A 24902-nucleotide genomic window follows, 5' to 3' on the forward strand; every position below is an offset into this window, starting at 1 on the left:
CCTGTCACAGTCGCCAGTCACGGATGCACACCATGAACGAAGCTGCTTCTTTTTCAACGACGGATCGTTACGCCGCGGCGCCGATCACGCGAATCACGGCAGACGCCTATACGATTCCGACCGATGCGCCCGAGGCAGACGGAACGTTCGAATGGAACTCGACGACACTCGTGGTCGCCGAAGTCGAAGCGGCTGGCGTCACGGGACTGGGCTACACGTATACCGACGCGTGCACGGTGACGCTGATACGACATGCGCTTGCCGATGTACTGCTCGGCGAAGATGCGTCGCAAGTGCGGCGCTTGTGGCTTCGAATGCAGCGTCGCGTGCGCAACCTCGGTCGCGAGGGCCTTGCGGCAACCGCGATCTCCGCGCTCGACTGCGCGCTATGGGACCTGCACGCAAAGCGCCTCGACGTTCCCCTCGCGAAGCTGCTTGGCCAGGCGCGCGATCGCGTGCCTGTCTATGGAAGCGGAGGTTTCACGACATACACGGATGCGCAAATGCGCGAGCAGTTGACGCACTGGGTGCATGACGACGAATGTCGATGGGTGAAGGTGAAGATCGGCAGCGAGCCGGAGCGCGATCCCGCGCGCGTGCGGTGCGCGCGCGATGCGATCGGCGATGACGCCGGATTGTTCGTCGATGCAAACGGTGCGTACGACAGAAAGAGCGCGCTGCGGTTTGCCGCGCATTTCGCGGAACAGCGCGTGCAATGGTTCGAAGAGCCCGTCAGTTCGGATGATCTCGCGGGACTCAATGCAATCCGATGCGCGGCCCCGCCCGGAATGGACATTGCGGCAGGCGAGTACGGCTATGCGCTGGACTACTTCAGGCGAATGCTCGAAGCGAATGCCGTCGATGTGCTCCAGGCAGATGCGAGCCGTTGCGGCGGCATCACGGGCTTCATCGAAGCCGCTCACGTGGCTGAGGCTTTCCATGTGCCGCTGTCCGCTCACTGCGCGCCGTCCTTGCATCTGCACGTCGCGGCCGCCGTGCCCGGGCTCGAGCATCAGGAATGGTTTCACGATCACGCGCGCATCGAGTCGATGCTGTTCGACGGCGCGCCGCATGTGATGGATGGAAGCATTGCGCCCGATCTCTCCCGGCCCGGCTGCGGCCTCGATTTGAAGCGCCAGGATGCTCGACGCTTTGCGACGAGCGCGCCATGATCGGAACGAACCCACGCTGACGCATCGAGCGGCCCTATGCAAACGATCTGATCACGATGACAAGAACAGCGTTATATGCGCTCGGCGCACTCTGCGCCGCCTCAGGTGCCGCCGCGCTCGCAACGAAAACGAACGGCGCGCCCGCACGGCAACGAGCCCGTCTTGCAATCGAACCGGCCAGTGCAATGAGCACGACATCGCGCGTTCACATCGAGGCCGCGCGCGGTTTCAATCACGGTTCCGCGCTGCTCGCTTTTTCCGCGCTCGCCGACAGCGCGGTCGAGCACTATCGCGGATCGTTCGACAACCGGGCGATGTATACGCCCCTCGTGTCCGCGACCTGCGCGCTGATCGCCGGATTGCATGGCGGCGCGGACCGCACCGAGGCCGCGCATTCGATCCGCCACGCCGTCTATGTCACGGCAGCGGCGGCAGGTGTCGCCGGCACGGCGTTTCATCTCTACAACGTCACGAAGCGCCCCGGCGGCTTCAGCTGGCACAACCTGTTCTATGGCGCTCCGCTTGGCGCGCCGATGTCGCTGTTGCTTTCGGGCGCGCTCGGCGCGGTCGGCGAGCGCTTGCGCAACGAACCGGCTGTCGATCCGCGTCTGTTCGGCATGCCTGCCGGCAAGGCGCTCGCGCTTGCGGCCAGTGTCGGACTGGTCGGCACGGTTGCCGAAGTCGGCCTGCTGCATTTTCGCGGCGCGTTCCAGCACCGCGCGATGTATGCGCCCGTCACCATTGCGCCCGTTGCCGCCGCGATGCTCGCGAATGCCGCGCTATCCGCGCCCCGGCAACACTGGCTCACGCGAATCTGGTTGCGCGCGACGGCCGCGCTCGGTGTGGTCGGCACGCTCTTCCATGCACGCGGTATCGCACGCAGCCAGGGCGGCTGGCGCAACTGGTCGCAGAACATTCTGGGCGGGCCGCCGTTGCCCGCGCCGCCCAGCTTCACCGCGCTCGCGCTGGCAGGACTCGCGGCCTTGCGCATGAGAGAGACAGAAAATGAATGACGCCATGCCTCTACCCGATTACACGGGCTACGACGTGCTCGACAAACGCGACACGCCATCATGGGACGATGCGTCGCGCGCGATCATCGCCGATCGCATCGCAACGGCCGATGAGCCCGCATGGTGCAATCGCGACCAATGGCGCACGCTGCGCGCGCTGTGCGCGATCATCGTCCCGCAGCCCGAGAACCGGCCGCCCGTGCCGCTTGCCGCGCTCGTCGACCGCAAGATCGCGATGGGCAAGAGCGACGGTTATCGCCGCGCTGGCTTGCCTGCGTTGCAGGAAGCATGGCGAATCGGTCTCGCGGCACTCGACGAAGCAAGCCTTCATCGACATCGCGCCGCCTTCGTCGATCTCGACAAACGCGCGTGCATCGAACTCGTTCAGGCGATGGAGCACGGCACGCTGACAGGCGACACATGGCACAACATGTCGTCGAAACTGTTTTTCACGCAGCGCGTGCTGCACGATATCTGCACGACCTACTATGCGCATCCGTCCGCGTGGAGCGCGATCGGATTCGGCGGGCCTGCGAATCCGCGTGGCTATGTGCGCATGAACTTCAATCGAAGCGATCCTTGGGAGGGCAAAGAAGTGCCGCCCGGGGAGGGACAGCGTGCTCGATGATGCGCTTCGCTGGCCGCGCGGCAAGCAAGGCCGCGCGCCGGATGTCTTCACGCCCGGAGCATGGGTGCCGATGCGCGAGTATCCGCTGCATGAAGAAGTCGATTTCGCGATCGTCGGCACGGGTGCGGGTGGCGGGACGCTGGCCTGCAGGCTCGCCGAGAAAGGCTTCAAGGTGGTCGCGCTCGACGCGGGCGCGTGGTGGAGGCCGCTCGAAGAATTCGCCTCCGACGAAACGCATCAGTCGAAGCTGTACTGGACCGACGAGCGCATCGTCGACGGCGATGATCCGCTCGTGCTCGGCGCGAACAATAGCGGCAAGGCCGTCGGCGGAAGCACCGTGCACTTCGCGATGGTGTCGCTGCGATTCAGACCCGAATGGTTCCGCTCGCGCTCGCTGCTCGGGTACGGTGCCGACTGGCCGCTCGACTGGCGCGAGATGTGGCGTTACTACACGTACGTCGAAGAAGCGCTCAAGATCTCCGGTCCCGTGCGCTATCCGTGGGGACCGAAGCGGCCTCGCTATCCGTATCGCGCGCACGAAATGAATGCGGCCGCACTGGTGCTCGCGCGCGGCGCGGACGCACTCGGCATCGACTGGAGCCCGACGCCTCTCGCGACGATTTCCGCGCCGCGCGGCAAGGCGCATCCGTGCGTCTATCGCGGCTTCTGCGTATCGGGCTGCGCGACGAATGCGAAACAGAGCGCGCTCGTCACGTGGATTCCGCGCGCCGTCCACGCGGGCGCCGAGATCCGCGACCTCGCGATGGTCGGCCGCATCGACGTCAATACGGCGGGACGCGCAACGGGAGTCGAATATCTGCGCGAAGGCCGATGGCAGTTTCAGCGTGCGCGTCATGTGGTCGTCGCCGGGTATGCGATCGAAACGCCGCGTCTGCTGCTGATGTCGGGCAACGACCGTTATCCCGATGGTCTCGCGAATAGCTCCGGGCTCGTCGGCAAGAATCTGATGGTGCAGTCGAATCAGGCCGTATGGGGCGTGCTGGACGACGAGATACGCTGGTACAAGGGGCCGCCGTCGCTCGCGATCACTGAGCACTGGAACTACACGGACAAGGGCAAGGACTTCTTCGGCGGCTATGCGTACATGAGCCAGGGGCCGTTGCCCGTCGTGTGGGCGCAGACGCAGATCGGCCGCGGCCTGTGGGGACAGCCGCTGCTCGACGAGATGCAGATGTACAACCATCAGGCGGGACTCAAGATCGTCGGCGAGACGATGCCTCAGGAACGCAACCGCGTCACGCTCGCCGACGAGAAAGACCAGTACGGCCTGCCCATCGCGCGCGTCACGTGGAGCTACTGCGATAACGACCGGCGGCTGATCTCGCATTCGCTCCGGTTCATGACGCAGGCGCTCGAAGCGGCAGGCGCAAAACGCGTCTGGGCGCAGCACGACGATACCTGCCATCTGAACGGCACAGCGCGCATGGGCGACGACCCCACAACGAGCGTCGTCAATGCGGATTGCCGCAGCTGGGACATTCCGAATCTTTGGATTTGCGACGGCTCGGTGTTCCCGACCGTCGGCGGCGTCAACCCGTCGCTGACGATTCAGGCTATCGCCTGCCGCACGGCCGACAGAATCGAGAGGCTCGCTTCGCGCGGCGAGCTATAGGCATTCGCATCGGGCCACATCGAAGAGCAAGGAGGAATTCATCGTGGGCGGCATACGCAGACCTCGAACGGTCGTGATCACGGGCGCCACGGCAGGTGTGGGCCGCGCGGCTGCACTCGAATTTGCGCGGCACGGCGCCGACGTCGCGCTGCTCGCGCGCGATGCCGACGCGCTGCACGACACCGCTCAGGAAGTTCGCGCAGCCGGCGTGCGCGTCGTGTCGATCAAGGCGGACGTGAGCGACGCCGACGCCGTCGATGCAGCGGCGGCCTCGATCGAAGCGCGTCTCGGACCCATCGACGTGTGGGTCAACAACGCGATGGTCACGGCCTTCGCGCCCGTCGATGCGCTGCCGCACGAGGAATTCGCGCGCATCACCGATGTGACGTATCACGGCTTCGTGTGGGGAACGATGGCCGCGCTGAAGCGGATGATCCAGCGCGACGATGGCGTGATCGTGCAGGTCGGCTCCGCCCTCGCCTATCGTTCGATCCCGCTGCAATCCGCGTATTGCGGCGCAAAGCATGCAATACGCGGGTTCACCGACGCGCTGCGCTGCGAGCTTCATCATCGCAAGAGCCGCGTTCATGTGACGATGGTGCAGATGCCGGCGCTCAACACGCCGCAGTTCGACTGGGCGAAGAACAGGATGCCGCGTGCGCCGCGGCCCGTCGCGCCCATCTTTCAACCGGAAGTCGCGGCGCGCGCGATCTATTGGGCTGCCACGCATCGACGCCGCGAAGTGTGGGTCGGCGCTTCGTCGATCAAGGCGATTGTCGCGAACCGATGGGTGCCGGGCTGGCTCGACCGCTATCTCGGACGCAGGGGCGTCGATGCGCAGCAGGATGCGCACATCGCTGCCGAAGCGCAGCCGTCGAATCTATGGACGCCCGTCACCGGCCTGCATCGCGTGCGCGGGCGCTTCGATGCTCAAGCGTCGTCGTCGAGTGCCGCGTTGTGGCTCGATACGCATCGCGGCATCGCGGCACTCGGCGCCGCTGCGATTGCCGCGCTCTGCGTCGGCGTGGTCCGGCGTCGGTCGTGATCGATCGTGTCTGCAAGCGACGCGAACGCCCGATGTCAGTCCAGCCATTCGAGCACGAATAGCGAAACCAGCGCGGCTCCCGTACAAACGGTCGCCAGCCAGCACAGGCAACGCAGAACCCAGTGCGCGCTCAGATCGCCGACAGCCGACCGCTTCGTGCTCAGCAGAACGAGCATGAACATCACAGGCATCGCCGTCGATCCGTTCACCAGCGCGCCCCAGTACAGGATGCGCAGCGGCTCGACATGCGCGCATACCATCGACACGCCGAGCGCACCGCCAAGCAGCATCACGGCGATCAATGCGAGCGCGACCCGACGGTTGGAGCGTCCGACGTCCTCGTTCTCCTTCTCGAATACGCCAGCCGCCGCATGCGCCGCCGAACCCGCAAGCGGCGGCAGCGCAATCAGCGCCGTGCCGGTGAGCGCCAGCGCGAGCACCTGCGACGCGTAGCCATGAGCGATGGGCTCAAGCACGCGCGCGGCGTCTTGCATGTGCTGCATGTCGTATCCATACGCGTAGAGCGTCGCGGCCGTCGCCGCCATGATCGCGAACCCCACCGCGTTCGAAAACGCTGTTCTGATCAGCGTGTCCTTCCGTACCTTGCGAAACTGCGCGTCGAGCGTCCGCCTGTACTCGCCCGATTGCTTGTGTTCGGAATCGGGCTGCATTTCTTCGACCTGTTGCGTCGCCTGTGAAAAAAGCAGGTAGGGGCTGATGGTGGTGCCGAGTATCGCCATCAGCATCGAGAAGTAGTGTTCCGTCCAGTGCAGACGCGGCACCAGCGACCCGGACAGCACGCTCTGCCACGGTACCTGCACGACGATCATCACGCCCGCGTACGCGAACAGCGTGAGCGTCAGCCACTTGACGAACTTCGCGTAGCGCGGGTACGGCACGGTGAATTGCAGCACGATGGAGAGCCCCGTCGATAAAGCCGCGAACACAGGTACGGAGCCGTTCCACAAGAAGTTCGCCGCGACGCCCATTGCGACCGCGTCTGCGGCGATGTTGAAGACGTTCGCGATCAGGAACCGTGCAACGGCGAAATAGAAGAAGATGCGCGGATAGTGCTCGCGCATGTTGCTCGTCAGGCCCTTGCCCGTGAGCGACGCGATCCGTGACGCGACGAGTTGAAACGCGACCATCGACGGATAAGACAGCACGCACAGCCATAGCATCTCGTAGCCGAACTGCGCGCCAGCAAGCGAGTACGTCGCGATGCCGCTGGGATCGTTGTCGCTCGCCATCGACGCGAGCCCCGGTCCCAGGTCCGCCGCCCACGAGCGAGCGGGCGTCTCGTTGGGGCCGTTGGCGTTCTGCTTGCGTCGCGTGGTGGTCGACATGGTCCACTCGGCGCGTGCTACGCGTCTTCCCAGTCACGCCACTTCACATCGTGCGTATGCAGATAGCCGCTGACGGCCTCACCAATGGTCGGGAACACATGGTCCTCGCCGATCATGTCGAACATCTCGTAGCGCTTGAGGCTGTCCTTCACGGGCCCCTTCATCTCCGCGAAACACAGCGTGATGTTCCGTTCCGCGAGTTCCGCGTGCAAGGTCGCAAGCACTTCGGCGGCTGTCAGGTCAATATCGGTGACGGGCTCGGCGGCGATGACGATCCAGCGCGCTTCGGTCGGCGATTCGTCGATGGCGCGCAGCACGTGCTCGCGAAAAATCTCTCCATTGGCGAAGAACAGCGGCGCGTCCCAGCGCAACAGCACGAGCCCCGGAATGCGCCGCGCTTCCGGATGGCGCGACACATCGTGATAGCCCTTTCTGCCATCGACGCGCCCGAGCACCGCATCATACGGACGCCACGCGCGCCATAGAAACGACAGGACGCTCAGCAGCAGCGCGAGCGCAATGCCGTTGACGACGCCAAGCACCGCGACGCCCACGAAGCACACGATGGCCTGCACGAACTCGCTCTTGCGCAAACGGTAAAGACGGATCATGCCGCGAAACTCGATCATGCCGAGGCACGCGGCGATCACGACAGCGGCCAGCGCGGACTGCGGCGTGTCTTTCAGCGCGCGCGGCGCGAACACGAGCAGCGCAGCCACGACACCCGCCGCGACGACGCCTGTCAATTGCGTCTTTGCTCCCGCAGCCTCGGCCACCGGCGTACGCGAACCGCTGGCGCTCACCGCGAACCCCTGAAAAATGCCGGCGACAATATTCGACAGGCCTAGCGCAATGCACTCCTGGTTGCGGTCAACCTTCGTTTCGTTGCGCACTTCATAGGTGCGCGACAGAACACTGACGTCGGTGAACGACACGAGCGCAATCGCAGCAGCACTGCTCGCGAGGCGCCACCATTCGTCGAGTGGCAACATCGGCAGACGCGGCATCGGCAAGCCGTGAGCAATCGTGCCGACCATGGCCATGCCTGCGCGCTGCGCCGAATCCATCAGCATCACGGCGAGCGTTGCGCCCGCTACCGCGATCAGCACAGCAGGCGCCTTCGGCCAGAACCGCTTGAGCACGAGGATCAGCACGAGTGCACTGGCTCCGAGCGCAAGCGACATCGCGTTCACTTTCGACGCGGCAATGCCGCCTGTCAGATCGCGTATCTGCTCGAAGAACGATTCGCGGTTTCCCTCGAAACCCAGCAGCTTCGGCAGTTGTCCGACGATGATCGTGAGGATCACGCCGTCGAGAAAGCCATAGCGGATCGGCAGCGATAACAGCTCGGTGACGAAGCCGAGCTTGAGCATGCCGACCACGATGCAAAGCGCGCCCGCGAGAATCGCGAGGGCAGCTGCGGCAGCGAGCGCATGATTTCCGTCGCCGTGAGCAAGCGGCATCACGCTAGCCGCGATGAGCGCGACGAGCGCCGAGTCGGGACCGAGCACGAGAATGCGGCTCGGGCCGAACACCGCGTAGGCGAGCAACGCTGCAAACGATGCATACAGTCCATTCACAGCCGGCAATCCCGCGGCTTCGGCGTAGGCCATCCCTGCGGGGACGAGCACTGCGCTCAGCGTGACGCCCGCCACGATGTCGTGCGGCAGCCAGCGCGCTTCATAGCTGCGCGCGACGGCGAGTCCGTTGATCCAACGCATCGGACCGTGTGACCCTGCACGCGCCGTTTTTTTCGCGTGACGGTGATCGTCGATTCTGCTGTTCATTGCGGTGCGTGTTTCCGCACGCCCTGATGATTGAAGTGGCCTCGTGCCATTCACACCGTGCGAGAGACGGCCACGCTGTTCCTCCAGCATCTGTTGTTCCCATCTGGCCCGTTGGCGCGCCGCAAGAACATCGACGGATTTCCCTTCGAACAGGATGAGCAAACGCACGGGCACAAATCCTGCGCCCCAAAGATGGGAGGGATAGACAGCCATGGGGAAACTCGACATCGAGCGCTTGCGTCCGACGCAGATGACGCACGGCGAGCGCGAGATCAAACAGAAAACCGCCATGTACGCATCATTGAGCGCTCACGATCTGGACATGGCGATCGCCGAAAAGCCCGTACCCGTCGTGTATGGCCCAGGCGGCGCGCCGTACGCAACCGATCATCATCATGTCGCCGCCGCATTGTGGCGCGCAGGTATCCGCATGGTTCCGTTCGTCCTCGTCAGCGATCTGTCGTCGCTGACGCAAGCGGAGTTCTGGCTGACGCTGGAAAACAACGCGTGGACTTATCCCTATGACCCGAACGGTCGGCGCGTTTCATTTACGGAAATGCCGGTGCATGTATGGGAAGCCGCGAACGATGAATTCCGCAGCCTCGCTGCTGCCGTGCGCGATGCGGGTGGCTATGAAAAAACATCCGTACCGCTCGAAGAATTCAGATGGGCCAACCTGTTTCGAGGCGCGCTTCCCTATCCCGATAGCGATGAGGCATTCGACGCGCTGATCGAAAGGGCCGTCAAGCTGGCGAAAACCATAACCGCTTTAGGACTGCCGGGTTATCTCGGATCGCAAGCGTAGGATGGCCGCCGGCATCGTGGCCGCGCGTTGCCGATGGCTCATCGTGCGGCCGCAGTGCAGGAAAGGAAACGAAAATGGATGTGCTGATTGCAGTATTCGGCGAGGGCAAAGACCTGAACGCGCTTCAGACCGCGATGCGAGCGATAGTCGTATTCTTCGCTGCGCTACTCTTTATCCGCATTTCCGGCCGACGTTCGTTCGGCCAGCGCTCTCCGTTCGACTATGTCGTGGCCATCCTGCTTGGCGCGACGTTGAGCCGCGTAATCGTCGGCGCGTCGCCCGTCGTTCCGACGCTGACCGCGTCGCTCGTGATCGTTCTGATCCATCGCGCGCTTGCATGGGTTTGCGTGCGGTCGCGATGGCTCGAATCGCTCGCGGTCGGACGCGAACGCGAGATCTATCGCGAGGGCCGCTTCGACGCGCGCCAGATGTCGGCGGCTCTCATCACGAAGACGGATCTCTTCGAGGCCGCGCGGCAGTCGTTTCACTCGCCCGATCTGGACGACGTGCAGGCGGCCATTCTCGAACGCAACGGCGAGGTCAGCCTCATTCGCAAACGAAACCGTTCGTGACGCAAAGCGAATCTGGATGCACGTCAATTCCAATGACGCGACACAGGCATAGCGCTTGCGCCCTGTCCTGTCGTCAGGGAAAACGGAGGCCGACATGCAATCAGGCGATACACCTTTGAACCCCGGAGACGAAGGACCGCCCGACGCGCCCGGCGTCGGCGAAGACGTGTGCCGCGCGTGCCAGGGAACGGGCACCGTCGAAGGGCAGCGCTGTAGCGTTTGCAACGGCACAGGAAAGGTGCTCCAGGGAATCGGCGGCGGCTAGACGCGACGAGACTCTCGAACGGGAGAATCGGATGGACTTGAAGGGTCGCGCTCGTGACGGGCGGTTGCCGGCATCTGGCAGGGTGCGCAGCATGAGTCACTCGCGAGCCATCCCCGGATTTGCCTTGTTTCCGCGTCAAGCTTGAGCAGGTTCGCAAACAGATCATTCTCTTCCATGTTTTCCCAGTTCGATCCGCACCTCGCTTGGCGCAGACCCTGTCGGATCGTGTATGCCCACGCTATGTCCACGATCTCACAGTTCAATCGGGTTCGGCCTGACAGGCACAGCGAATGCTTCTCCTGCATGGTGTCGTCGCCGACTGCGGAGTCATCGCAGATAGCACGCCGGACGGCGACTCCGGCCATCTGTCCGGATCGGCCACGAAGATGGCGAGCATTCTCATAGCTCAAAGGCTTACGATAGAAAAACCTGGTACATCGCTCGCATTGCCGGGCGGCACCAGCGGTTCGAACACGCAGAACGGTCCCGCGGCTCATTTCGATGAGCACTCCGCAAGGAGGACGGCACATGAACGTAATGAATGGAAGGATCAGACGACTCGATCCAAGGCGTGTTGCAATGTTCAGACATGCCGGGCTTGCGCATTCGGGTGCAGGTAGCCTGGATGCAGACATCAAGGCCGCACCGCCTTCGCGGCGCAGACGCCTTGCGCTTTGGGTTGCGTCGGCAAGCGCATTGGCTGTCGGGGTCATGGGTATCGTCGCATATAGCGATTGGTTCGACTACGATCAGGCGCTCGGAATCATCGGCTCCACGTCGCCAGCGCAACACGCGTCGTGGTCCGGTCATGTCGCGCTACCACCGTCGGCTCCCGCTCGCGAAACCGCAGTTGCCAGTGCCGAGCTCGCTCCGCCTGTGTCTTCCGCGCCGCCTGTGTCTTCCGCTCCGCTTGTGTCTTCCGCGCCGCTTGTGTCTTCCGCGCCGCTTGTGTCTTCCGCGCCGCTTGTGTCTTCTGGGCCGCTTGTGTCTTCTGGGCCGCTTGTGTCTTCTGGGCCGCCTGTGTCTTCCGCTCCGTCCGATTACAGCGCTGGACCTACTCCGGATTCTGCTGTGCCGCAGTCGGTTACACGAGAGCCTGATCGACCAAGCTATGCAGCCGCACAGAATCACCACCATTCTGCACCGCACGTGAGAGCAACCGCGCGGCATGCGCCGGGCCCCCCCCGCCCCACATCGCCAACGCGACAAGCGTCTTCGTCCGGTCAAGTCGCGAGACCATCGTCCCCCCCTGACCGGGGAACTGCAATTGGCAGTGCTGAGCTCGCCCCGCCCGTGTCTTCCGGTTCGTTCGATCACCGCAGCGCACCATCTTCGAATTCTGCTTCACCGCAGCTGGCTGAAGGACAACCTGCCGTCGGTCACGGCGGAGGGGGTTCGGTCGCGGGTGGTTCGGGTGTAGGCGGTTCGGGTGTAGGTGGTTCGGGTGTAGGTGGTTCGGGTGTAGGTGGTTCGGGTGTAGGTGGTTCGGGTGTAGGTGCAGGCGGTCACGGCGCAGGCAGTTCGGGCGCTGGTGGTGCAGGTGCTGGTGCAGGCGCAGGTGCGGGTGCAGGTGCGGGTGCAGGTAGTTCGGGTGCCGGTAGTTCGGGTGCCGGTGGTTCGGGTGCCGGTGGTTCGGGTGCAGGCGCAGGTAGTTCGGGCGCAGGCGCAGGCGGTCACGGTGCGGGCAGTTCGGGTGCAGGTGGTTCGGGTGCCGGTGCAGGTGGTTCGGGTGCCGGTGCAGGTGGTTCGGGTGCCGGCGCAGGTAGTTCGGGTGCCGGCGCAGGTAGTTCGGGTGCAGGTGCAGGTGCAGGTAGTTCGGGCGCAGGTGCAGGCGGTCATGGTGCAGGCAGTTCGGGTGCAGGTGGTTCGGGTGCAGGTGGTTCGGGTGCAGGTGGTTCGGGTGCCGGTGCAGGTGGTTCGGGTGCCGGTGCAGGTGGTTCGGGTGCCGGCGCAGGTGGTTCGGGTGCCGGCGCAGGTAGTTCGGGCGCAGGCGCAGGTAGTTCGGGCGCAGGTGCAGGCGGTCACGGTGCAGGCAGTTCGGGTGCAGGCAGTTCGGGTGCAGGCGGTCCGGGTGCAGGTGCAGGCAGTTCGGGTGCAGGTGCAGGCAGTTCGGGTGCAGGTGCAGGCAGTTCGGGTGCAGGTGCAGGCAGTTCGGGCGCAGGCGCTGGCGGTCACGGCGCAGGCGGTCATGGCGGAGGCGGGAACGGCGGGAACGGTGGAGGCGGAGGCGGAAACGGCGCGGGCGGGTCCAGGTAATCGGCCGCCTTGTTTTCAGCCGCCCTTTCGCGCAAGAGACGAAGGCCATGACGGCTACCGGACGGGTAATCCCGATTGTATGGAACATGAAGCGTGAGATCCCTTGCGTATGTCCATCTCTCTAGCGGAAGCTCCGATGGCTGTATGCAGCCGGGCGCCCCGTTCGGCACAACACTGAGAGGCGAATGTCAGCGGCCGAAGCGCATCGGCCATATGAATGAACGTCCATTTGCTCAGTTAGAGGAATGACGGGAACTGGACGATCGCAGCCCAACGACCGCGTGCTCCCGTAAATCCGCGAAGCGCTTTTCTTTTGCACCCGCTATTCAGACCGGCTTCATGCGGATAAGGCCAGAGACGGCCATGCGATTGCATCGTCGGTGCGTGTTCGTTGTTCTATCGCTCATTTCGAGCCTGTGCGCATGCGGCCGTGGCACCGACTCTGCAAATGACGAAGCCGCCTGGTCCACGCACGTGCCCGACGTCACGCAACGTGCGACGCAGACACCCGTACCTCCACCGCCGATGGGATGGTCGTCCTGGAACAGCCTGGGCGAAGGCGTGAACCATGACGTCATCAAGGCAGAGACCGCCGGATTGGCGGCGCTGAACGCGCGCATTGCCTCGGGCCATCGATACGAGTATGTGAACATCGATGAAGGCTGGTGGCTCTCGGGACAACGAGACGCAAGCGGCAACTTCATCGTCGACGCGGCGCAATGGCCCGGCGGAATGCAGGCCATCGCGCGATATATCCACGGCAAGGGGCTGAAGGCAGGCATCTATATCGATGCAGGTCCGCGAGGCTGCGGCAAGCGGGCCGATGGCACGCATTTCGTCGGAAGCGATCCTGCTCACTATGATCACGACTTTCTGCAATTTGCCCAATGGGGATTCGACTTCGTCAAGGTCGATTTTTGCGGGGGCGCGGCAAGAGGCTACGATCCCGAGAAAACCTATCGTTCCATTGCGCAGGCCATCAGCCGGGCTTATTCGCAGACGGGCCATCGCCTGACGTTCAGCGTGTGCGACTGGGGCACGATACCCACCGACAAATCGTTTCCCGACTACAACGAAGGACCATGGACGTGGGGCGCCGGCGTCGGCACGATGTGGCGAACCACGCGCGACATCACGCCGGATTTCGGCAGCGTCATCTACAACCTGGCCGGCAACTATCATCCGGAGGGACAGCATACCGGCTACTACAACGATCCCGACATGATGGTCGCCGGAATGCGGATGTCCGCCGTTCACGATCAGGCGCACATCAGCCTGTGGGCGATTTCCGGCGCGCCGTTGATTCTCGGCAACGATCTGGCGAAGCCGCTGCCGGCCGACACAGCACGCCTGCTCACGAATGAGGAAGTGCTCGCGATCGATCAGGATGCGCTGGGCCTGCAAGGTCTGCTGGTCGCGCAGTCGGGCCGGTTGCAGGTGTGGGCGAAGCTGCTGGCGGGAACGGGACAGCGAGCGATCGTCCTCTTCAACAACTCGGCGAAGGCTGCGCCGATGACGGTCACATGGGACTCGCTCGGCCTCGTCTCGTCATCGCAGGCGATGGTGCGGGACGTGTGGGCCAGGAAAGACCTCGGTCGATTTGCAACGTCCTATACGGCACACGACGTGCCCGCCGGAGGCGTGACCATGCTCACGATTAGCGGCACCGATTCCGCGCCCGCGACGTGGCAACCGGGTTCGCTGGACGGCGGCGCCGTCTTTGCGCGCTGCCCGGCCTGCACGAGCGGCAAGAAGGTGACGGGTCTCGGCACCGTGAACTTCAGCGGAATGGCGTCGGGCGCGCGCGGGGGCTTCATCGAAGTCGGCTACGTCAACGACAGCACACGGACCGTCTTTGCACGGCTGATCATGAACGGCCAACGGCCTACGATGCTCGCCTTCCCGCCGACTCGCAGCAACGCAAGCATGGGCGCCATCGCGGTCTACGTGCCGTTTCGAGCGGGGCCCAATGCGCTTGCGTTGTCGAATGTGGACGCGTCGACGCCCGCGCCAGACATCGGCTACGTGGCGACGATCAGCGGACCCGTGCCGCTTTCGCAGACTATTTCGATAGCGCGTCACGGCGAAAACTGATTGCCATTCGATGATCGGTCGGCCCCAACTCCGCTAGTCACCCGCGTCCCACTGACGGACAATCTCGCTCACCCGCCGTCATTCAACCCGGAGATTTCAATCATCGTGAGAGTCGACACGACAACCGTTCGGCTGGTCCTCGCCATCGTGGACGAAGGCAGCATATCCCGGGCAGCGGACAAGCTGGGGCTCGCAGTGGCGGCCGCATCGCGCCGCGTATCCGATCTGGAGCAGCAGCTCGGCGCAAAACTGTTCCGCCGTGTGCCGCACGGCGTCGAAGTCACCGAATCCGGCGACAAGCTGCTGCGCTACATCCGCCAGATCGACACGCTCGTCGACCGCCTCGCGGGCGACGCACAGACGCTTGCTCACGGGCTGGAGGGGCGCATCATCATCGGCGCGCCGAAGGCGGTCGTCATCGAATTTCTTGCGCGCGATATCGCGAACATCCAGCGCACGTACCCGGGCATCTCGCTGAAGATCGTCGAGGAGAACAGCAAGATCGTCCAGCAGTTGCTGCGCGACAAGATGATCGACATCGGCATCTACGAGAAAAAGAGCGGCTTTCTGGACCTGCCGCAACTGCCGTATCGCGAAGACCGACTCGTGCTCGTCTACAGCCGGCCGCATTTCCGGTTTCCCGATACGCCCATCGCCATCGACGACCTGTTCGACATCCCCCTCGTCAGCCTCGGCAAGGGCTCGGCGATTCTTTCTGCGGTGCAGCGCGCGTATCGCAGCCGCGGCCGCCATTTCACCAACGACTATTTGGTCAACGGCTTCGACACGATGCTCGCGTTCGTGCGGCATGGGCTCGGCGTCGGCCTGATGCCGCCCGACGTGCTGGATAGCTTCCATCCCGAGGAAACGCTCGCCTGTGCCGAACTGCAAGGAGACTGGCATCAGCGCAGCTATGTGCTTTCGTGCGTCGCAGGACACGCGCAAGCGCAGACGCTGGACAACGTCGTCAACGCGCTGATCGAACGGCCGCGATAGGGCGCGTGCGAAGCAATACGCTGACCATGCGTGGCCATACGTGGCCATACTTGGCCATGCGTGGCCATACGCGGCCATACCTTGGTCCTATCCGCCCACGCGGGGCCGCAACTGGCTGAAAACGCCGATCGCCCATCGCCTTCGCGATTTGCGAAGCCAGCCATGATTCTTACGTGCTTGCCGCCGTCTCCCGACTGAGTGACAGTTGTAAAAACAACGGATACCCGCAGACAACACGACGGGCGGCGCACTTCGGCTCGTAGCACCCGAAGCACCAGAGCGAGCACTCGAGCGGCCGTCACACAGCGAGCCGCGCACACGCCCCCCGACCTTTCCGCAGCCCTCTTTGCCGCTGCCGATGCCATTCCATCGATTGCCGCCCTTGTCGCACGGCGATCGTTCGTACAACCTTCAGGAGACTTTACATGGCGCAAACCGACCAAGCCGCGCGTTCGGCGCAATCCGCACAAGCGCGCGCGTTGCCGCTGCAGGGCATCCGCGTGCTCGACGTCAGCCAGGTGATGGCGGGACCGTTTGCCTGCATGCTGCTCGCCGATCTCGGCGCCGACGTGATCAAGGTCGAGCCGCTCGAAGGCGATCAGACGCGCGGCGCAATGGGATTCAAGATGAAAGGGCCCGACAGCATGGGCTTTCTGAACATGAACCGCAACAAGCGCTCGCTCGCGCTGGACCTGAAGAGCGACGAAGGCCGCGAGTTCTTCTACAAGCTGGCGAAAACGGCCGACGTCATCGTCGAAAACTACCGGCCCGGCGTCGTGCAGCGTCTGCGGATCGACTACGAGTCGATTCGCGCGATCAATCCGAAGATCGTGTACGCAAGCATCTCCGGCTTCGGTCAGAGCGGGCCGTGGGCGTCGCGTCCCGGCTTCGACCTGATGGCGCAGGCGATGTCGGGCATGATGAGCGTGACGGGCTACGAGGGCGGCAAACCCGTGAAGGCGGGCGTGCCCGTCGCCGATATCGGCTGCGCGCTCTTTGCCGTCTATGGCGTGCTGTCGGCCTATATCGGCGCGCAGGCGACGGGCGAGGGACAGCACATCGACGCATCGCTGTTCGACTCCGCGATGGCGTTCTCGATATGGGACATGTCGGACTATTGGGGCACGGGCGTGCCGCCGACGCCGCTCGGCACGAGCAACAAGATGAGCGCGCCCTATCAGGCGGTGAAAGCGCGCGACGGCTACTTCGTGATGGGCGCGACCAACCAGAAGCTGTGGACGAAGCTGTGCGAACTGATCGAGCGCCCCGACCTCCTCCGGCATCCCAACTACGAAACCGTCTCGCTGCGCCTCAAGAACCGCGAAGCGCTGATCGAATCGCTCGAGCAGTCGTTCGCGCGACGCGACTGCGAGGACTGGATCGAGACGATGCTCGCGGCGGGCATTCCGGCAGGGCCGATCCTCTCCTATCCCGAGGCGTTCGGCAGCGAGCATGCGCGGCATCGCGGCATGTGCATGGAGATCGATCACCCGATCGAAGGCAAGGTGAAGAACATCGGCTTCCCCGTCAAGCTGCTGGGCACGCCGCAACAGGTGCGGCGCCACCCGCCGCTGCTCGGCGAGCACAACGAGGAACTCTTCGCCGAAATCAACGGGGTGCAGCCATGAGCGACCAGGTCAAGTTGAGCATGCCGGACGCGGGCACGGCCGAGATTCTGATCGATCGTCCCGAGCGGCACAACGCGATGACGATCCCGATGTACGAAACGCTGCTCGCGCTGATCGACCAATGCGAGCGCGATGCAACCGTGCGCTGCATCCTGATCCGCGGCGCGGGCGGCAAGTCGTTCGTATCGGGCACGGACATCGGCTATTTCAGCGACTTTCGCGACGGTCGGCAGGGCGTCGCCTATGAAGCCCTCGTCGAACGCGTGATCGACGCCGTCGAACGCATACGCGTGCCGACGGTCGCTGTCATCGACGGCTGGGCCGTGGGCGGCGGGCTCGCGCTCGCAACCGCGTGCGATTTTCGCGTGTGCAGCGATGCTTCGAAGTTCGGCGCGCCGATTGCGAAGACGCTGTCGAACACGTTGTCGTCGCGCAATATCGCGCGGCTTCATGCGGCGTTCGGCGTGCCGCGCGTCAAGAAGATGCTGATGCTCGCCGACTATCTGAGCGCCGACGAAGCGCTCGCGTGCGGCTACGTCTACGAAGTCTGCGCGAAGGACGCGCTGGACGCAGTTGCGCGCGCGCTCGCGCAGCGCCTGAGCGCGCTGTCGCCGGTGACGCAGCATGCCGTCAAAGAAAGCCTGCGGCGCATCGTCGTCGAACAGCGCCTCGACGACGAAGATCTGATCGATACCGTCTACGGCAGCAGCGCGTTCCGCGATGCCGTGGCCGCGTTCACGTCCGGTTCGTCGAAGCGCTAACGGAGAACCCATAAGAGGAGGAGACGCCGCCCTTGCCGATCGCACGCAAAGCACAGCACGCAACGCACGCAAGCCGGCAGGCCGCGCCGCATGGCAGAGCCGTCGACTTTCTGAGCGTCGACGAAAAATAACGCACCGTTCGCTTCGCAACTGCTGCGAACGCGTCCGGTGACGCGCAAAGTGCGGCGGCGTCAGCGATGAACGTCGCCGTGGGGAGCAGGCAACGCAAAGCCCTTCGCCTGCTCCCGATCCTGCAAGTTCACTGCGGCGATGACGGTGTTTCGCGGAATCAGGATTTTCAGTCCGTCATATTCCGCTTCGCAGATGTCTTCGCTCGTGTCGAAGGTTTCGCAAATCAACTGGCTCCAGTCGTCCCTTTTCCCGTGCTCCTTGAACACCTCGGGTGAGACGTCGCGCCAGTACGCGCCATGCAGAATGACGAGCCATGCCATCGCGACCTCGTGACGTTAAGACGTGTTTGATGCATCCATTTACCGCACAACGTCACGCGTCGTGACGGCGGGTTATCGGGCGCTCAACTCTTTCTGGAAGTTTTCGCGACAAACGGCGTCGGCGCATGCTGCACCTTGTCGCTGCCGCATTTGGGACATTTCAGTTGCGCCGTTGCATGTTCTGCGACGTGCTCCGCATGTTCGAACTTTTCACCACAACTCTGGCAACGATACTGGTAGGTCGGCATGCTGATCCTCCCGTGCGGATGATTGGGCTGCGGGCGCTGCGGATGCACGATCACACGCAATCGCGCGCCGCTAGCTCATCCCATTCTAGTGCGTGCGCGGGGCGTGCACATCCCATCGTTTGCGCGATGCGCGCGACCCGCCGGAAACCCGAAGCTCATGCCGTCGCCGGCGAAGAACACGGCATGCCTCAGCTCGCCTTGCGGCTTGCCACCTGCGCGGGACAGCTGAGTGTCGCACAGCTCACGCTCGCGCGAAGCGACGCAACAGCGGACGAAACCGCGAACGAAATTCAGGGCGCGGCCATGCCGTCATAGTCGCGGCCCTCTTCGCGTGTGGCCAGCAGTTCGAGCAGCGCCGCAGGATCGGCGGGCTTGACGAGATAGTGGTCGACGCCTGCTTCCATCGCCTGCCGTACGTTCTCTTCCTGGCCATAGCCGCTTAGCGCGATCATCAATGCGCGCGGGCAACCGCTTCCCTGCCGCAGATATCGCGCAAGCTCGTAACCCGTCATGTCCGGCAGCCCGATGTCGAGCACGACCACGTCGGGCTTCATGTCGGCGGCGACGCTCAATGCGGACTCGCCGTCCGTCGCGCATCGGACGACGTAGCCGTGTATCGCGAGCAGCGCTTCGAGGCTTTCGGCGGAAGCCACGAGATCGTCCACGACGAGAACGCGCGTCGCCGGCCTGCGGTTCAGATGGACGACGGTTGCACGCACGGGCGTGATGCGCTCGGTCATCGTGCCGGGCAGGCGGATCGTAAACTCCGAGCCCTTGCCGAGCCCTTCGCTCCTGCACTGAACGGACCCGCCGTGCAGTTCCGTCAGATGCCGCACGAGCGTCAGTCCGATGCCGAGTCCGCCGAGCGACCGATGCAGCGACGCATCGGCTTGCGCGAAAAGATCGAACACGTGTGGCAGGAATGTGGCGTCGATACCCTGTCCGTCATCGGCGACGGTAATCGACGCGATGCCGTCGGCAAAGCGCGTCGACAGCGAGATATGGCCGCCTTGCGGCGTGAACTTGGACGCGTTGTTCAGCAGGTTCGCGACGATCTGCGCGAGCCGGACCACATCGCCATCCACGACGGCATCGACGGCCTCTTCATCGCAAGTCAACGTTTGCGAGTGACGTATGAGATGAGGACGGCTCGTCTCCACCGCCCGGCCGATCACGACGGAAAGCGGCACAGGCTCCTTGCGCAGCGTCACCGTGCCTCTCGCAATCCGCGACACGTCCAGCAGATCTTCGACGATGCGCACCATATGCTCGACCTGCGTGCCGACGATCTCGCTCGCCCAGCGCAATACTTCCGCATCGCCCTTCTTGGCGCTGCGCATCACGGCGGCCGCATTCGCGATAGGCGCGAGAGGATTGCGCAGTTCATGCGCGAGCATCGCGAGGAATTCGTTCTTGCGCCTGTCGCCGTCGCGGATCGTCGAAAACAGCAGCGCGTTTTCGAGCGCAATGGCAGCACGACTGACGAACTCCTGAACGAGCGTAGTCCGCTCGGCGGGCATCGGCCCCGCAGCCGAGCACAGCACGAGCACGCCCTTCTGGCTGCCCGTCAACAGCGGAAACGCGCTCACGCACCGGATGCCTTCGAAAGAGCACGCGTCGCCGATGCTTTCGGTAACGAACTCGTCGATGGCAGGCTCGTTGTCGGGGCTGCTCTCATGCAGCAATCTGTCCACGAAGCGGTTCACGCCGGGAAAGGCCCGTGCGAGCGTAGCAACCCGGAACGCGGCGAAATCCGGCGGATGCGGATCGTTGCGCCGCGCCGACCTTGCCGTATAGTCGGCGGCGAACTCGCCGATGCCCCTCACTGCGACGAACGCCGTCTCGGCGAGTTCGCCCGATGCAAGCTCCGCGATACGCTGCAACGTCGTGTCGATTTCGAGCGAGCGGGTCAGCACGTGGCTCGCTGCGGCCAGAAAATCCGCGCGTTGCCGAGCGCGCTCGGCAGCCGCTCTGCCCGCTTCCGCGCGCACGAATGCCTCGCGTTCGTCCGCGCGCAACAGCAGCTCCTTGTGCATGCGGTGCATTTCCACGAAGACCTTCACCTTCGAGCGCAGGATCTCCGGAACGACGGGCGCGGAAATATAGTCGACGGCGCCGAGCGAATAGGCGCGCTTCATCTCGGACTCGTCGATATACGCGGTCACGAAGATGATCGGCGTGCTGGCCGTGCGCCGATAGGTGCGCAACAGCGAGGCCGTTTCGAGACCGTCCATGCCCGGCATGTTCACGTCGAGCAGGATGACCGCGAAGTTGCGCTCCAGCACGGCCTTCAGCGCTTCACGTCCCGATCCCACCGTAATCACGTTCTCGCCAAGCTCTTCGAGAATCGTGCGCATCACGAGGTGCTGTTGCGGCAAGTCATCGACGACGAGAATGTTGACGGGTTGCCGCGAGGAGGCGACGGCATTGTCCATTGCGCTCTCCTAGCGATGCAGCCACGCGTGAAGCACCGCGAGCAGATCTTCGCGGTTGACAGGCTTCGACAGATAGTCCCAGGCGCCCGCTTCGATGCAGCGTTCGCGGTCGCCTTTCATCGCCTTCGCCGTCACCGCGATGATCGGCAGCGTGCGGCCGACCTCGCGCTTGCGGATCTCTTTCGTCGTCGCAAGGCCGTCCATCTCCGGCATCATGATGTCCATCAGAATGATGTCGATCTCATCATCCGCTTCGACGAGCCGGATCGCGTCCCTGCCGTTGTCGGCCCAGACATGCTGCATGCCGTGATCCTCGAGCACGGTTGCGAGCGCAAAGATATTGCGCATGTCGTCGTCGACGATCAGCGCCTTGCGGCCCGCGAGGTCTGCATTCGCGCCATGCAGACCGTCGATCACGTCGCGCGCTTCATCGTGTAGCCACTTGCAGTCGAAGTGCAGCGAGGCAATCGTCGCATCGAGCAGGCGGCTCATGTCCGAAACGGCGAGCGGCCTGAAGGTTTCGATGTCGCGCGCCCATGCGCCCGGCTCTTTACCCGGCGTCAGCACGACGAACGGCAGCGGCGCAAAAAGCCCTCTGTTCGAGAGCGCCGCCTTGATGTCATGAAGGCTCGACTCGAACAGTTCCGCGCCGATCGCGACCGCACCCAGATTCCTGTCGTCGAGGGCCGCTATCAGTTGCTCGCGCGTTGCCGCAAACACGGGCGCAATCTTGTCGCTCGACAACGATGAGGCGAAGTGTTCGCGCTCGGGCGAATCGGGCAGCGCGACGAGCAGCTTGCGCGGCGTCGTATCGGCGTAGCGGGCCAGCACGCTCAGCGCGTCGTCCAGTATTTCGCGCGCCTGGATCGGCTTCGCGAGAAAGGCGAATGCACCCGCCCGCAATGCGCGCTCGCGCGACTCGTCCGTCGAGATCACGCAGACGGGCATATGCCGCGTCGCCATATCGTGCTTGAGGCGGCTCAACACACGCCAGCCGTCCATATCCGGCAGGAACAGATCGAGCGTGACGATGTCGGGCTTGAACTGATTGGCGAGCGTCAACGCGGGTGCGCCGAGCGGCGAGACGAGCCCCTTGAAGCCGCGCTCGCGCGCCGCATCCAGCAGGAAATGCGCGAACGCCAGATCGTTTTCGACGATCAGCAGCACGCGGTCTCCGGGCATGATGTTGAAGCGGTCGTCCTCGGGCGTGCCCGCGAGATCGCGCGTTTCGCCGACGACGGTATCGATGAACTCATGCGCCGCAAGCGCATCGGCCTCGCTCGCGGCATCGCCGCCGAGGGCCGCCGCGGCATCGTCGCCGGAAACGGAGACCGTCTTTCTCGCGACGCGGCCTATCTCGCCCGACAACGGCAGATAGAGCGTGAAAGTACTCCCCTTGTTCGGCGAACTGACGAGCCGGATTTCTCCGCCCAGCAGTTTCGACAATTCGCGGCTGATCGCAAGCCCAAGACCCGTGCCGCCGTATTTGCGGCTCGTGCTGCCATCGGCCTGCTGGAATGCCTCGAAGATGATCTGCTGCTTGTCCGCCGAAATGCCGATGCCCGTGTCGGACACCGAGAACGCAATGACCTCTTTCGCGCGATTAAGCTCTTTGTTGTCCGCGTTCCATCCGCCGAATACTTCTTCGATCGACAGCGTCACGTGCCCGCGATGCGTGAACTTGAATGCGTTCGACAGCAGGTTCTTGAGAATCTGCTGCAAGCGCTTGATGTCGGTGCGGATCGACGCGGGCAGACGCGTGCCGAGATGGATCACGAAGTCCACGTTGCGCGCTTCGGCGACGTGGCGGAATGTACGCTCGACATACGACATGAGATCGGCGAGGCGATGTTCGGCGAAGTCCATCACCACCGTGCCCGACTCGATCTTCGACAGGTCCAGAATGTCGTTGATCAGCATGAGCAGATCGTTGCCCGACGAGTGTATCGTTCGCGAGAACTCGATCTGCTTCGTCGACAGATTGCCCTCGGGGTTCTTGCACAACTGATCGGAAAGAATGAGCAGGCTGTTGAGCGGCGTGCGCAACTCGTGCGACATGTTGGCCAGAAATTCCGATTTGTACTTCGACGTCAGCGCGAGCTGCTTGGCCTTTTCTTCGAGTGCCTGGCGCGCCTGCTCGACTTCGGCGTTCTTGCGCTCCACTTCCTGATTCTGATGCGCGAGAAGCCGTGCCTTTTCCTGCAATTCTTCGTTAGTCTGCTGAAGCTCTTCCTGACGGTTCTGCAATTCGTGCGCGAGCGACTGCGATTGCTTGAGCAGATTTTCCGTTCTCGTGTTGGCCTCGATCGTATTGATGACGATGCCGATGCTCTCCGTCAGCTGATCGAGGAACGCGAGGTGAGTGGGATTGAAGCACTCGGACGAAGCGAGTTCGATCACGCCCTTCACCTGCCCTTCGAAAACGATAGGCAGCACGAGAACATTGTGCGGCACGATGCTGATCAGCCCGGACGTGATGCGGATGTTATCGGCGCCGGACGGCTCCAGCAGAATCTTGCGGCGCTCGACCGCGCATTGGCCGATGAGTCCTTCACCCAGTTGCACGCGCTTGCCATGCGACAGATGACCGCTCGACGCATAGCTCGCCATCAGCCGCAATAACGCGGCATCGTCGGACGAATCGAGCACGAAGAACTCGGCCTGCTGAACGCCGACCACAGGCGCGAGTTCGGACAATATCAACTGGCCGACGGCGACGAGATCCTTCTGCCCTTGCAGCATGCGGCTGAACTTGGCCAGGTTCGTCTTGAGCCAGTCCTGTTCGGTGTTGACCTGCGTCGTGTCCTTCAGGTTGCGGATCATCTCGTTGATCGTGTCCTTCAGGGCCGCGACCTCGCCAAGCGCCTCGACGGTGATCGAGCGCGTGAGGTCGCCCTGCGTGACGGCCGTCGCGACTTCGGCGATGGCCCGGACCTGCGTAGTCAGGTTCGCCGCAAGCTGGTTGACGTTTTCCGTCAGCCCCTTCCACGTCCCCGATGCGCCCGGCACCTTGGCCTGGCCACCAAGCTTGCCCTCGACGCCGACCTCGCGCGCCACGGTCGTCACCTGATCGGCGAATGTCGCGAGCGTATCCGTCATGCTGTTGATCGTGTCCGCAAGCGCCGCGATCTCGCCTTTCGCTTCCACCGTCAGCTTGCGCGCGAGGTCGCCGTTCGCGACGGCCGTCACCACCTTCGCGATGCCGCGCACCTGGCTCGTCAGGTTGCCCGCCATGAAGTTCACGTTGTCGGTCAGGTCCTTCCACGTGCCCGCGACGCCCTGCACATAGGCCTGCCCGCCGAGCTTGCCCTCCGTGCCGACTTCGCGCGCCACGCGCGTCACTTCGGATGCGAATGAGCGTAACTGATCGACCATCGTGTTGATCGTGTTCTTCAGTTCGAGTATTTCGCCCTTCACGTCGACGGTGATCTTCTTCGACAGGTCGCCCGCTGCAACGGCTTTAGTTACGTCCGCGATATTGCGCACCTGTGCGGTCAGGTTGCCCGCCATGAAGTTCACGTTGTCGGTCAGATCCTTCCACGTGCCCGCCACGCCCTGCACATCCGCCTGGCCGCCGAGCTTGCCTTCCGTGCCCACTTCGCGCGCAACGCGCGTCACTTCGGAAGCGAACGAGCCGAGCTGATCGACCATCGTGTTGATCGTGTTCTTCAGTTCGAGTATTTCGCCCTTCACGTCGACGGTGATCTTCTTCGACAGGTCGCCCGCTGCAACGGCTTTAGTTACGTCCGCGATATTGCGCACCTGT

The 24902-nt window shown here is 63.7% G+C and carries 19 protein-coding genes; 13 read left to right on the forward strand and 6 right to left on the reverse strand.

All coding sequences use genetic code 11. The annotated features are described in order from the left end of the window. Positions 1 to 32 precede the first annotated feature (32 nt). The 5 genes from AB4Y32_RS31250 (at position 33) to AB4Y32_RS31270 (ending at position 5491) form a co-directional block, all read left to right on the forward strand. Positions 33 to 1172 carry an enolase C-terminal domain-like protein gene (locus tag AB4Y32_RS31250; protein ID WP_368725020.1) on the forward strand — a complete coding sequence of 380 codons (1140 nt, stop codon included), beginning with the start codon at positions 33 to 35 and terminating at the stop codon, positions 1170 to 1172. A gap of 185 nt (positions 1173 to 1357) precedes the next feature. Then, positions 1358 to 2185: a hypothetical protein gene (locus AB4Y32_RS31255; protein ID WP_439899866.1), complete on the forward strand. Its 828-nt coding sequence runs from the start codon at positions 1358 to 1360 to the stop codon at positions 2183 to 2185. 4 nt (positions 2186 to 2189) lie between these two features. Next, positions 2190 to 2813 (forward strand): gluconate 2-dehydrogenase subunit 3 family protein, encoded by a 624-nt coding sequence (locus AB4Y32_RS31260; RefSeq protein WP_368725022.1) that lies wholly within the window; start codon positions 2190 to 2192, stop codon positions 2811 to 2813. Continuing rightward, the gene (locus AB4Y32_RS31265) at positions 2803 to 4446 is read left to right on the forward strand and encodes a GMC family oxidoreductase (RefSeq protein WP_368725023.1); all 1644 of its coding nucleotides are present in this window, start codon (positions 2803 to 2805) and stop codon (positions 4444 to 4446) included. The genes AB4Y32_RS31260 and AB4Y32_RS31265 overlap by 11 nt, the downstream gene beginning before the upstream one ends. A 43-nt stretch (positions 4447 to 4489) precedes the next feature. Further along, complete coding sequence (locus tag AB4Y32_RS31270; RefSeq protein ID WP_368725024.1) at positions 4490 to 5491, forward strand: SDR family oxidoreductase; 1002 nt, start codon at positions 4490 to 4492, stop codon at positions 5489 to 5491. Positions 5492 to 5526: 35 nt separating this feature from the next. Here AB4Y32_RS31270 and AB4Y32_RS31275 read toward each other — a convergent pair whose 3' ends face one another. Both AB4Y32_RS31275 and AB4Y32_RS31280 read right to left on the reverse strand, forming a co-directional pair. Next, complete coding sequence (locus AB4Y32_RS31275) at positions 5527 to 6837, reverse strand: NRAMP family divalent metal transporter (RefSeq protein WP_368725025.1); 1311 nt, start codon at positions 6835 to 6837, stop codon at positions 5527 to 5529. Between the two features lie 17 nt (positions 6838 to 6854). Next, positions 6855 to 8624 (reverse strand): SulP family inorganic anion transporter, encoded by a 1770-nt coding sequence (locus AB4Y32_RS31280; RefSeq protein WP_439899867.1) that lies wholly within the window; start codon positions 8622 to 8624, stop codon positions 6855 to 6857. Between the two features lie 211 nt (positions 8625 to 8835). Between AB4Y32_RS31280 and AB4Y32_RS31285 the strand changes: the two genes are divergently transcribed. The 8 genes from AB4Y32_RS31285 to AB4Y32_RS31320 all read left to right on the forward strand — a co-directional run bounded on the left by AB4Y32_RS31285 (position 8836) and on the right by AB4Y32_RS31320 (position 18001). Next, complete coding sequence (locus AB4Y32_RS31285; RefSeq protein WP_368725026.1) at positions 8836 to 9429, forward strand: ParB-like protein; 594 nt, start codon at positions 8836 to 8838, stop codon at positions 9427 to 9429. A 74-nt stretch (positions 9430 to 9503) separates the two neighbouring features. Next, on the forward strand, positions 9504 to 10001 hold the full coding sequence (locus AB4Y32_RS31290) for a DUF421 domain-containing protein (RefSeq protein ID WP_368725027.1): 498 nt from the start codon (positions 9504 to 9506) through the stop codon (positions 9999 to 10001). 94 nt (positions 10002 to 10095) lie between these two features. Continuing rightward, complete coding sequence (locus AB4Y32_RS31295; RefSeq protein WP_368725028.1) at positions 10096 to 10266, forward strand: hypothetical protein; 171 nt, start codon at positions 10096 to 10098, stop codon at positions 10264 to 10266. Between the two features lie 1495 nt (positions 10267 to 11761). Next, a complete protein-coding gene (locus AB4Y32_RS31300; RefSeq protein ID WP_368725029.1) occupies positions 11762 to 12619 on the forward strand; it encodes a hypothetical protein in 858 nt (285 codons plus the stop codon). A 464-nt stretch (positions 12620 to 13083) separates the two neighbouring features. Beyond that, positions 13084 to 14616 carry an alpha-galactosidase gene (locus AB4Y32_RS31305; protein ID WP_368725030.1) on the forward strand — a complete coding sequence of 511 codons (1533 nt, stop codon included), beginning with the start codon at positions 13084 to 13086 and terminating at the stop codon, positions 14614 to 14616. Between the two features lie 105 nt (positions 14617 to 14721). Then, positions 14722 to 15612 carry a LysR family transcriptional regulator gene (locus AB4Y32_RS31310; RefSeq protein WP_368725031.1) on the forward strand — a complete coding sequence of 297 codons (891 nt, stop codon included), beginning with the start codon at positions 14722 to 14724 and terminating at the stop codon, positions 15610 to 15612. Positions 15613 to 16037: 425 nt separating this feature from the next. Beyond that, positions 16038 to 17240 carry a CaiB/BaiF CoA transferase family protein gene (locus tag AB4Y32_RS31315; RefSeq protein ID WP_368725032.1) on the forward strand — a complete coding sequence of 401 codons (1203 nt, stop codon included), beginning with the start codon at positions 16038 to 16040 and terminating at the stop codon, positions 17238 to 17240. Next, complete coding sequence (locus tag AB4Y32_RS31320) at positions 17237 to 18001, forward strand: enoyl-CoA hydratase (RefSeq protein WP_368725033.1); 765 nt, start codon at positions 17237 to 17239, stop codon at positions 17999 to 18001. Before AB4Y32_RS31315 ends, AB4Y32_RS31320 begins: the two co-directional genes overlap by 4 nt. A 191-nt stretch (positions 18002 to 18192) precedes the next feature. Here the strand turns inward: AB4Y32_RS31320 and AB4Y32_RS31325 are convergent, their stop codons facing one another. The 4 genes from AB4Y32_RS31325 to AB4Y32_RS31340 form a co-directional block, all read right to left on the reverse strand. Beyond that, on the reverse strand, positions 18193 to 18453 hold the full coding sequence (locus tag AB4Y32_RS31325; RefSeq protein WP_368725034.1) for a hypothetical protein: 261 nt from the start codon (positions 18451 to 18453) through the stop codon (positions 18193 to 18195). A gap of 83 nt (positions 18454 to 18536) precedes the next feature. Then, a complete protein-coding gene (locus tag AB4Y32_RS31330) occupies positions 18537 to 18701 on the reverse strand; it encodes a zinc ribbon domain-containing protein (RefSeq protein ID WP_368725035.1) in 165 nt (54 codons plus the stop codon). A 290-nt stretch (positions 18702 to 18991) separates the two neighbouring features. Next, positions 18992 to 21136 (reverse strand): response regulator, encoded by a 2145-nt coding sequence (locus AB4Y32_RS31335; protein ID WP_368725036.1) that lies wholly within the window; start codon positions 21134 to 21136, stop codon positions 18992 to 18994. Positions 21137 to 21145: 9 nt separating this feature from the next. Next, on the reverse strand, positions 21146 to 24902 hold a 3757-nt coding region (locus AB4Y32_RS31340; RefSeq protein ID WP_368725037.1), incomplete at its 5' end, for a hybrid sensor histidine kinase/response regulator.

The sequence above is a fragment of the Paraburkholderia phymatum genome (assembly GCF_040965635.1).
Lineage (GTDB): Bacteria > Pseudomonadota > Gammaproteobacteria > Burkholderiales > Burkholderiaceae > Paraburkholderia > Paraburkholderia phymatum_B.

Excerpts from the sequence above, each read along its gene's own strand:
- AB4Y32_RS31250 (WP_368725020.1), top strand. The coding sequence starts at position 33 with ATGAACGAAGCTGCTTCTTTTTCAACGACGGATCGTTACGCCGCGGCG.
- AB4Y32_RS31255 (WP_439899866.1), top strand. The coding sequence starts at position 1,358 with ATGAGCACGACATCGCGCGTTCACATCGAGGCCGCGCGCGGTTTCAAT.
- AB4Y32_RS31260 (WP_368725022.1), top strand. The coding sequence starts at position 2,190 with ATGCCTCTACCCGATTACACGGGCTACGACGTGCTCGACAAACGCGAC.
- AB4Y32_RS31275 (WP_368725025.1), bottom strand. The coding sequence starts at position 6,837 with ATGTCGACCACCACGCGACGCAAGCAGAACGCCAACGGCCCCAACGAG.
- AB4Y32_RS31280 (WP_439899867.1), bottom strand. The coding sequence starts at position 8,624 with ATGAACAGCAGAATCGACGATCACCGTCACGCGAAAAAAACGGCGCGT.
- AB4Y32_RS31285 (WP_368725026.1), top strand. The coding sequence starts at position 8,836 with ATGGGGAAACTCGACATCGAGCGCTTGCGTCCGACGCAGATGACGCAC.
- AB4Y32_RS31290 (WP_368725027.1), top strand. The coding sequence starts at position 9,504 with ATGGATGTGCTGATTGCAGTATTCGGCGAGGGCAAAGACCTGAACGCG.
- AB4Y32_RS31295 (WP_368725028.1), top strand. The coding sequence starts at position 10,096 with ATGCAATCAGGCGATACACCTTTGAACCCCGGAGACGAAGGACCGCCC.
- AB4Y32_RS31315 (WP_368725032.1), top strand. The coding sequence starts at position 16,038 with ATGGCGCAAACCGACCAAGCCGCGCGTTCGGCGCAATCCGCACAAGCG.
- AB4Y32_RS31320 (WP_368725033.1), top strand. The coding sequence starts at position 17,237 with ATGAGCGACCAGGTCAAGTTGAGCATGCCGGACGCGGGCACGGCCGAG.
- AB4Y32_RS31325 (WP_368725034.1), bottom strand. The coding sequence starts at position 18,453 with ATGGCATGGCTCGTCATTCTGCATGGCGCGTACTGGCGCGACGTCTCA.
- AB4Y32_RS31330 (WP_368725035.1), bottom strand. The coding sequence starts at position 18,701 with ATGCCGACCTACCAGTATCGTTGCCAGAGTTGTGGTGAAAAGTTCGAA.
- AB4Y32_RS31335 (WP_368725036.1), bottom strand. The coding sequence starts at position 21,136 with ATGGACAATGCCGTCGCCTCCTCGCGGCAACCCGTCAACATTCTCGTC.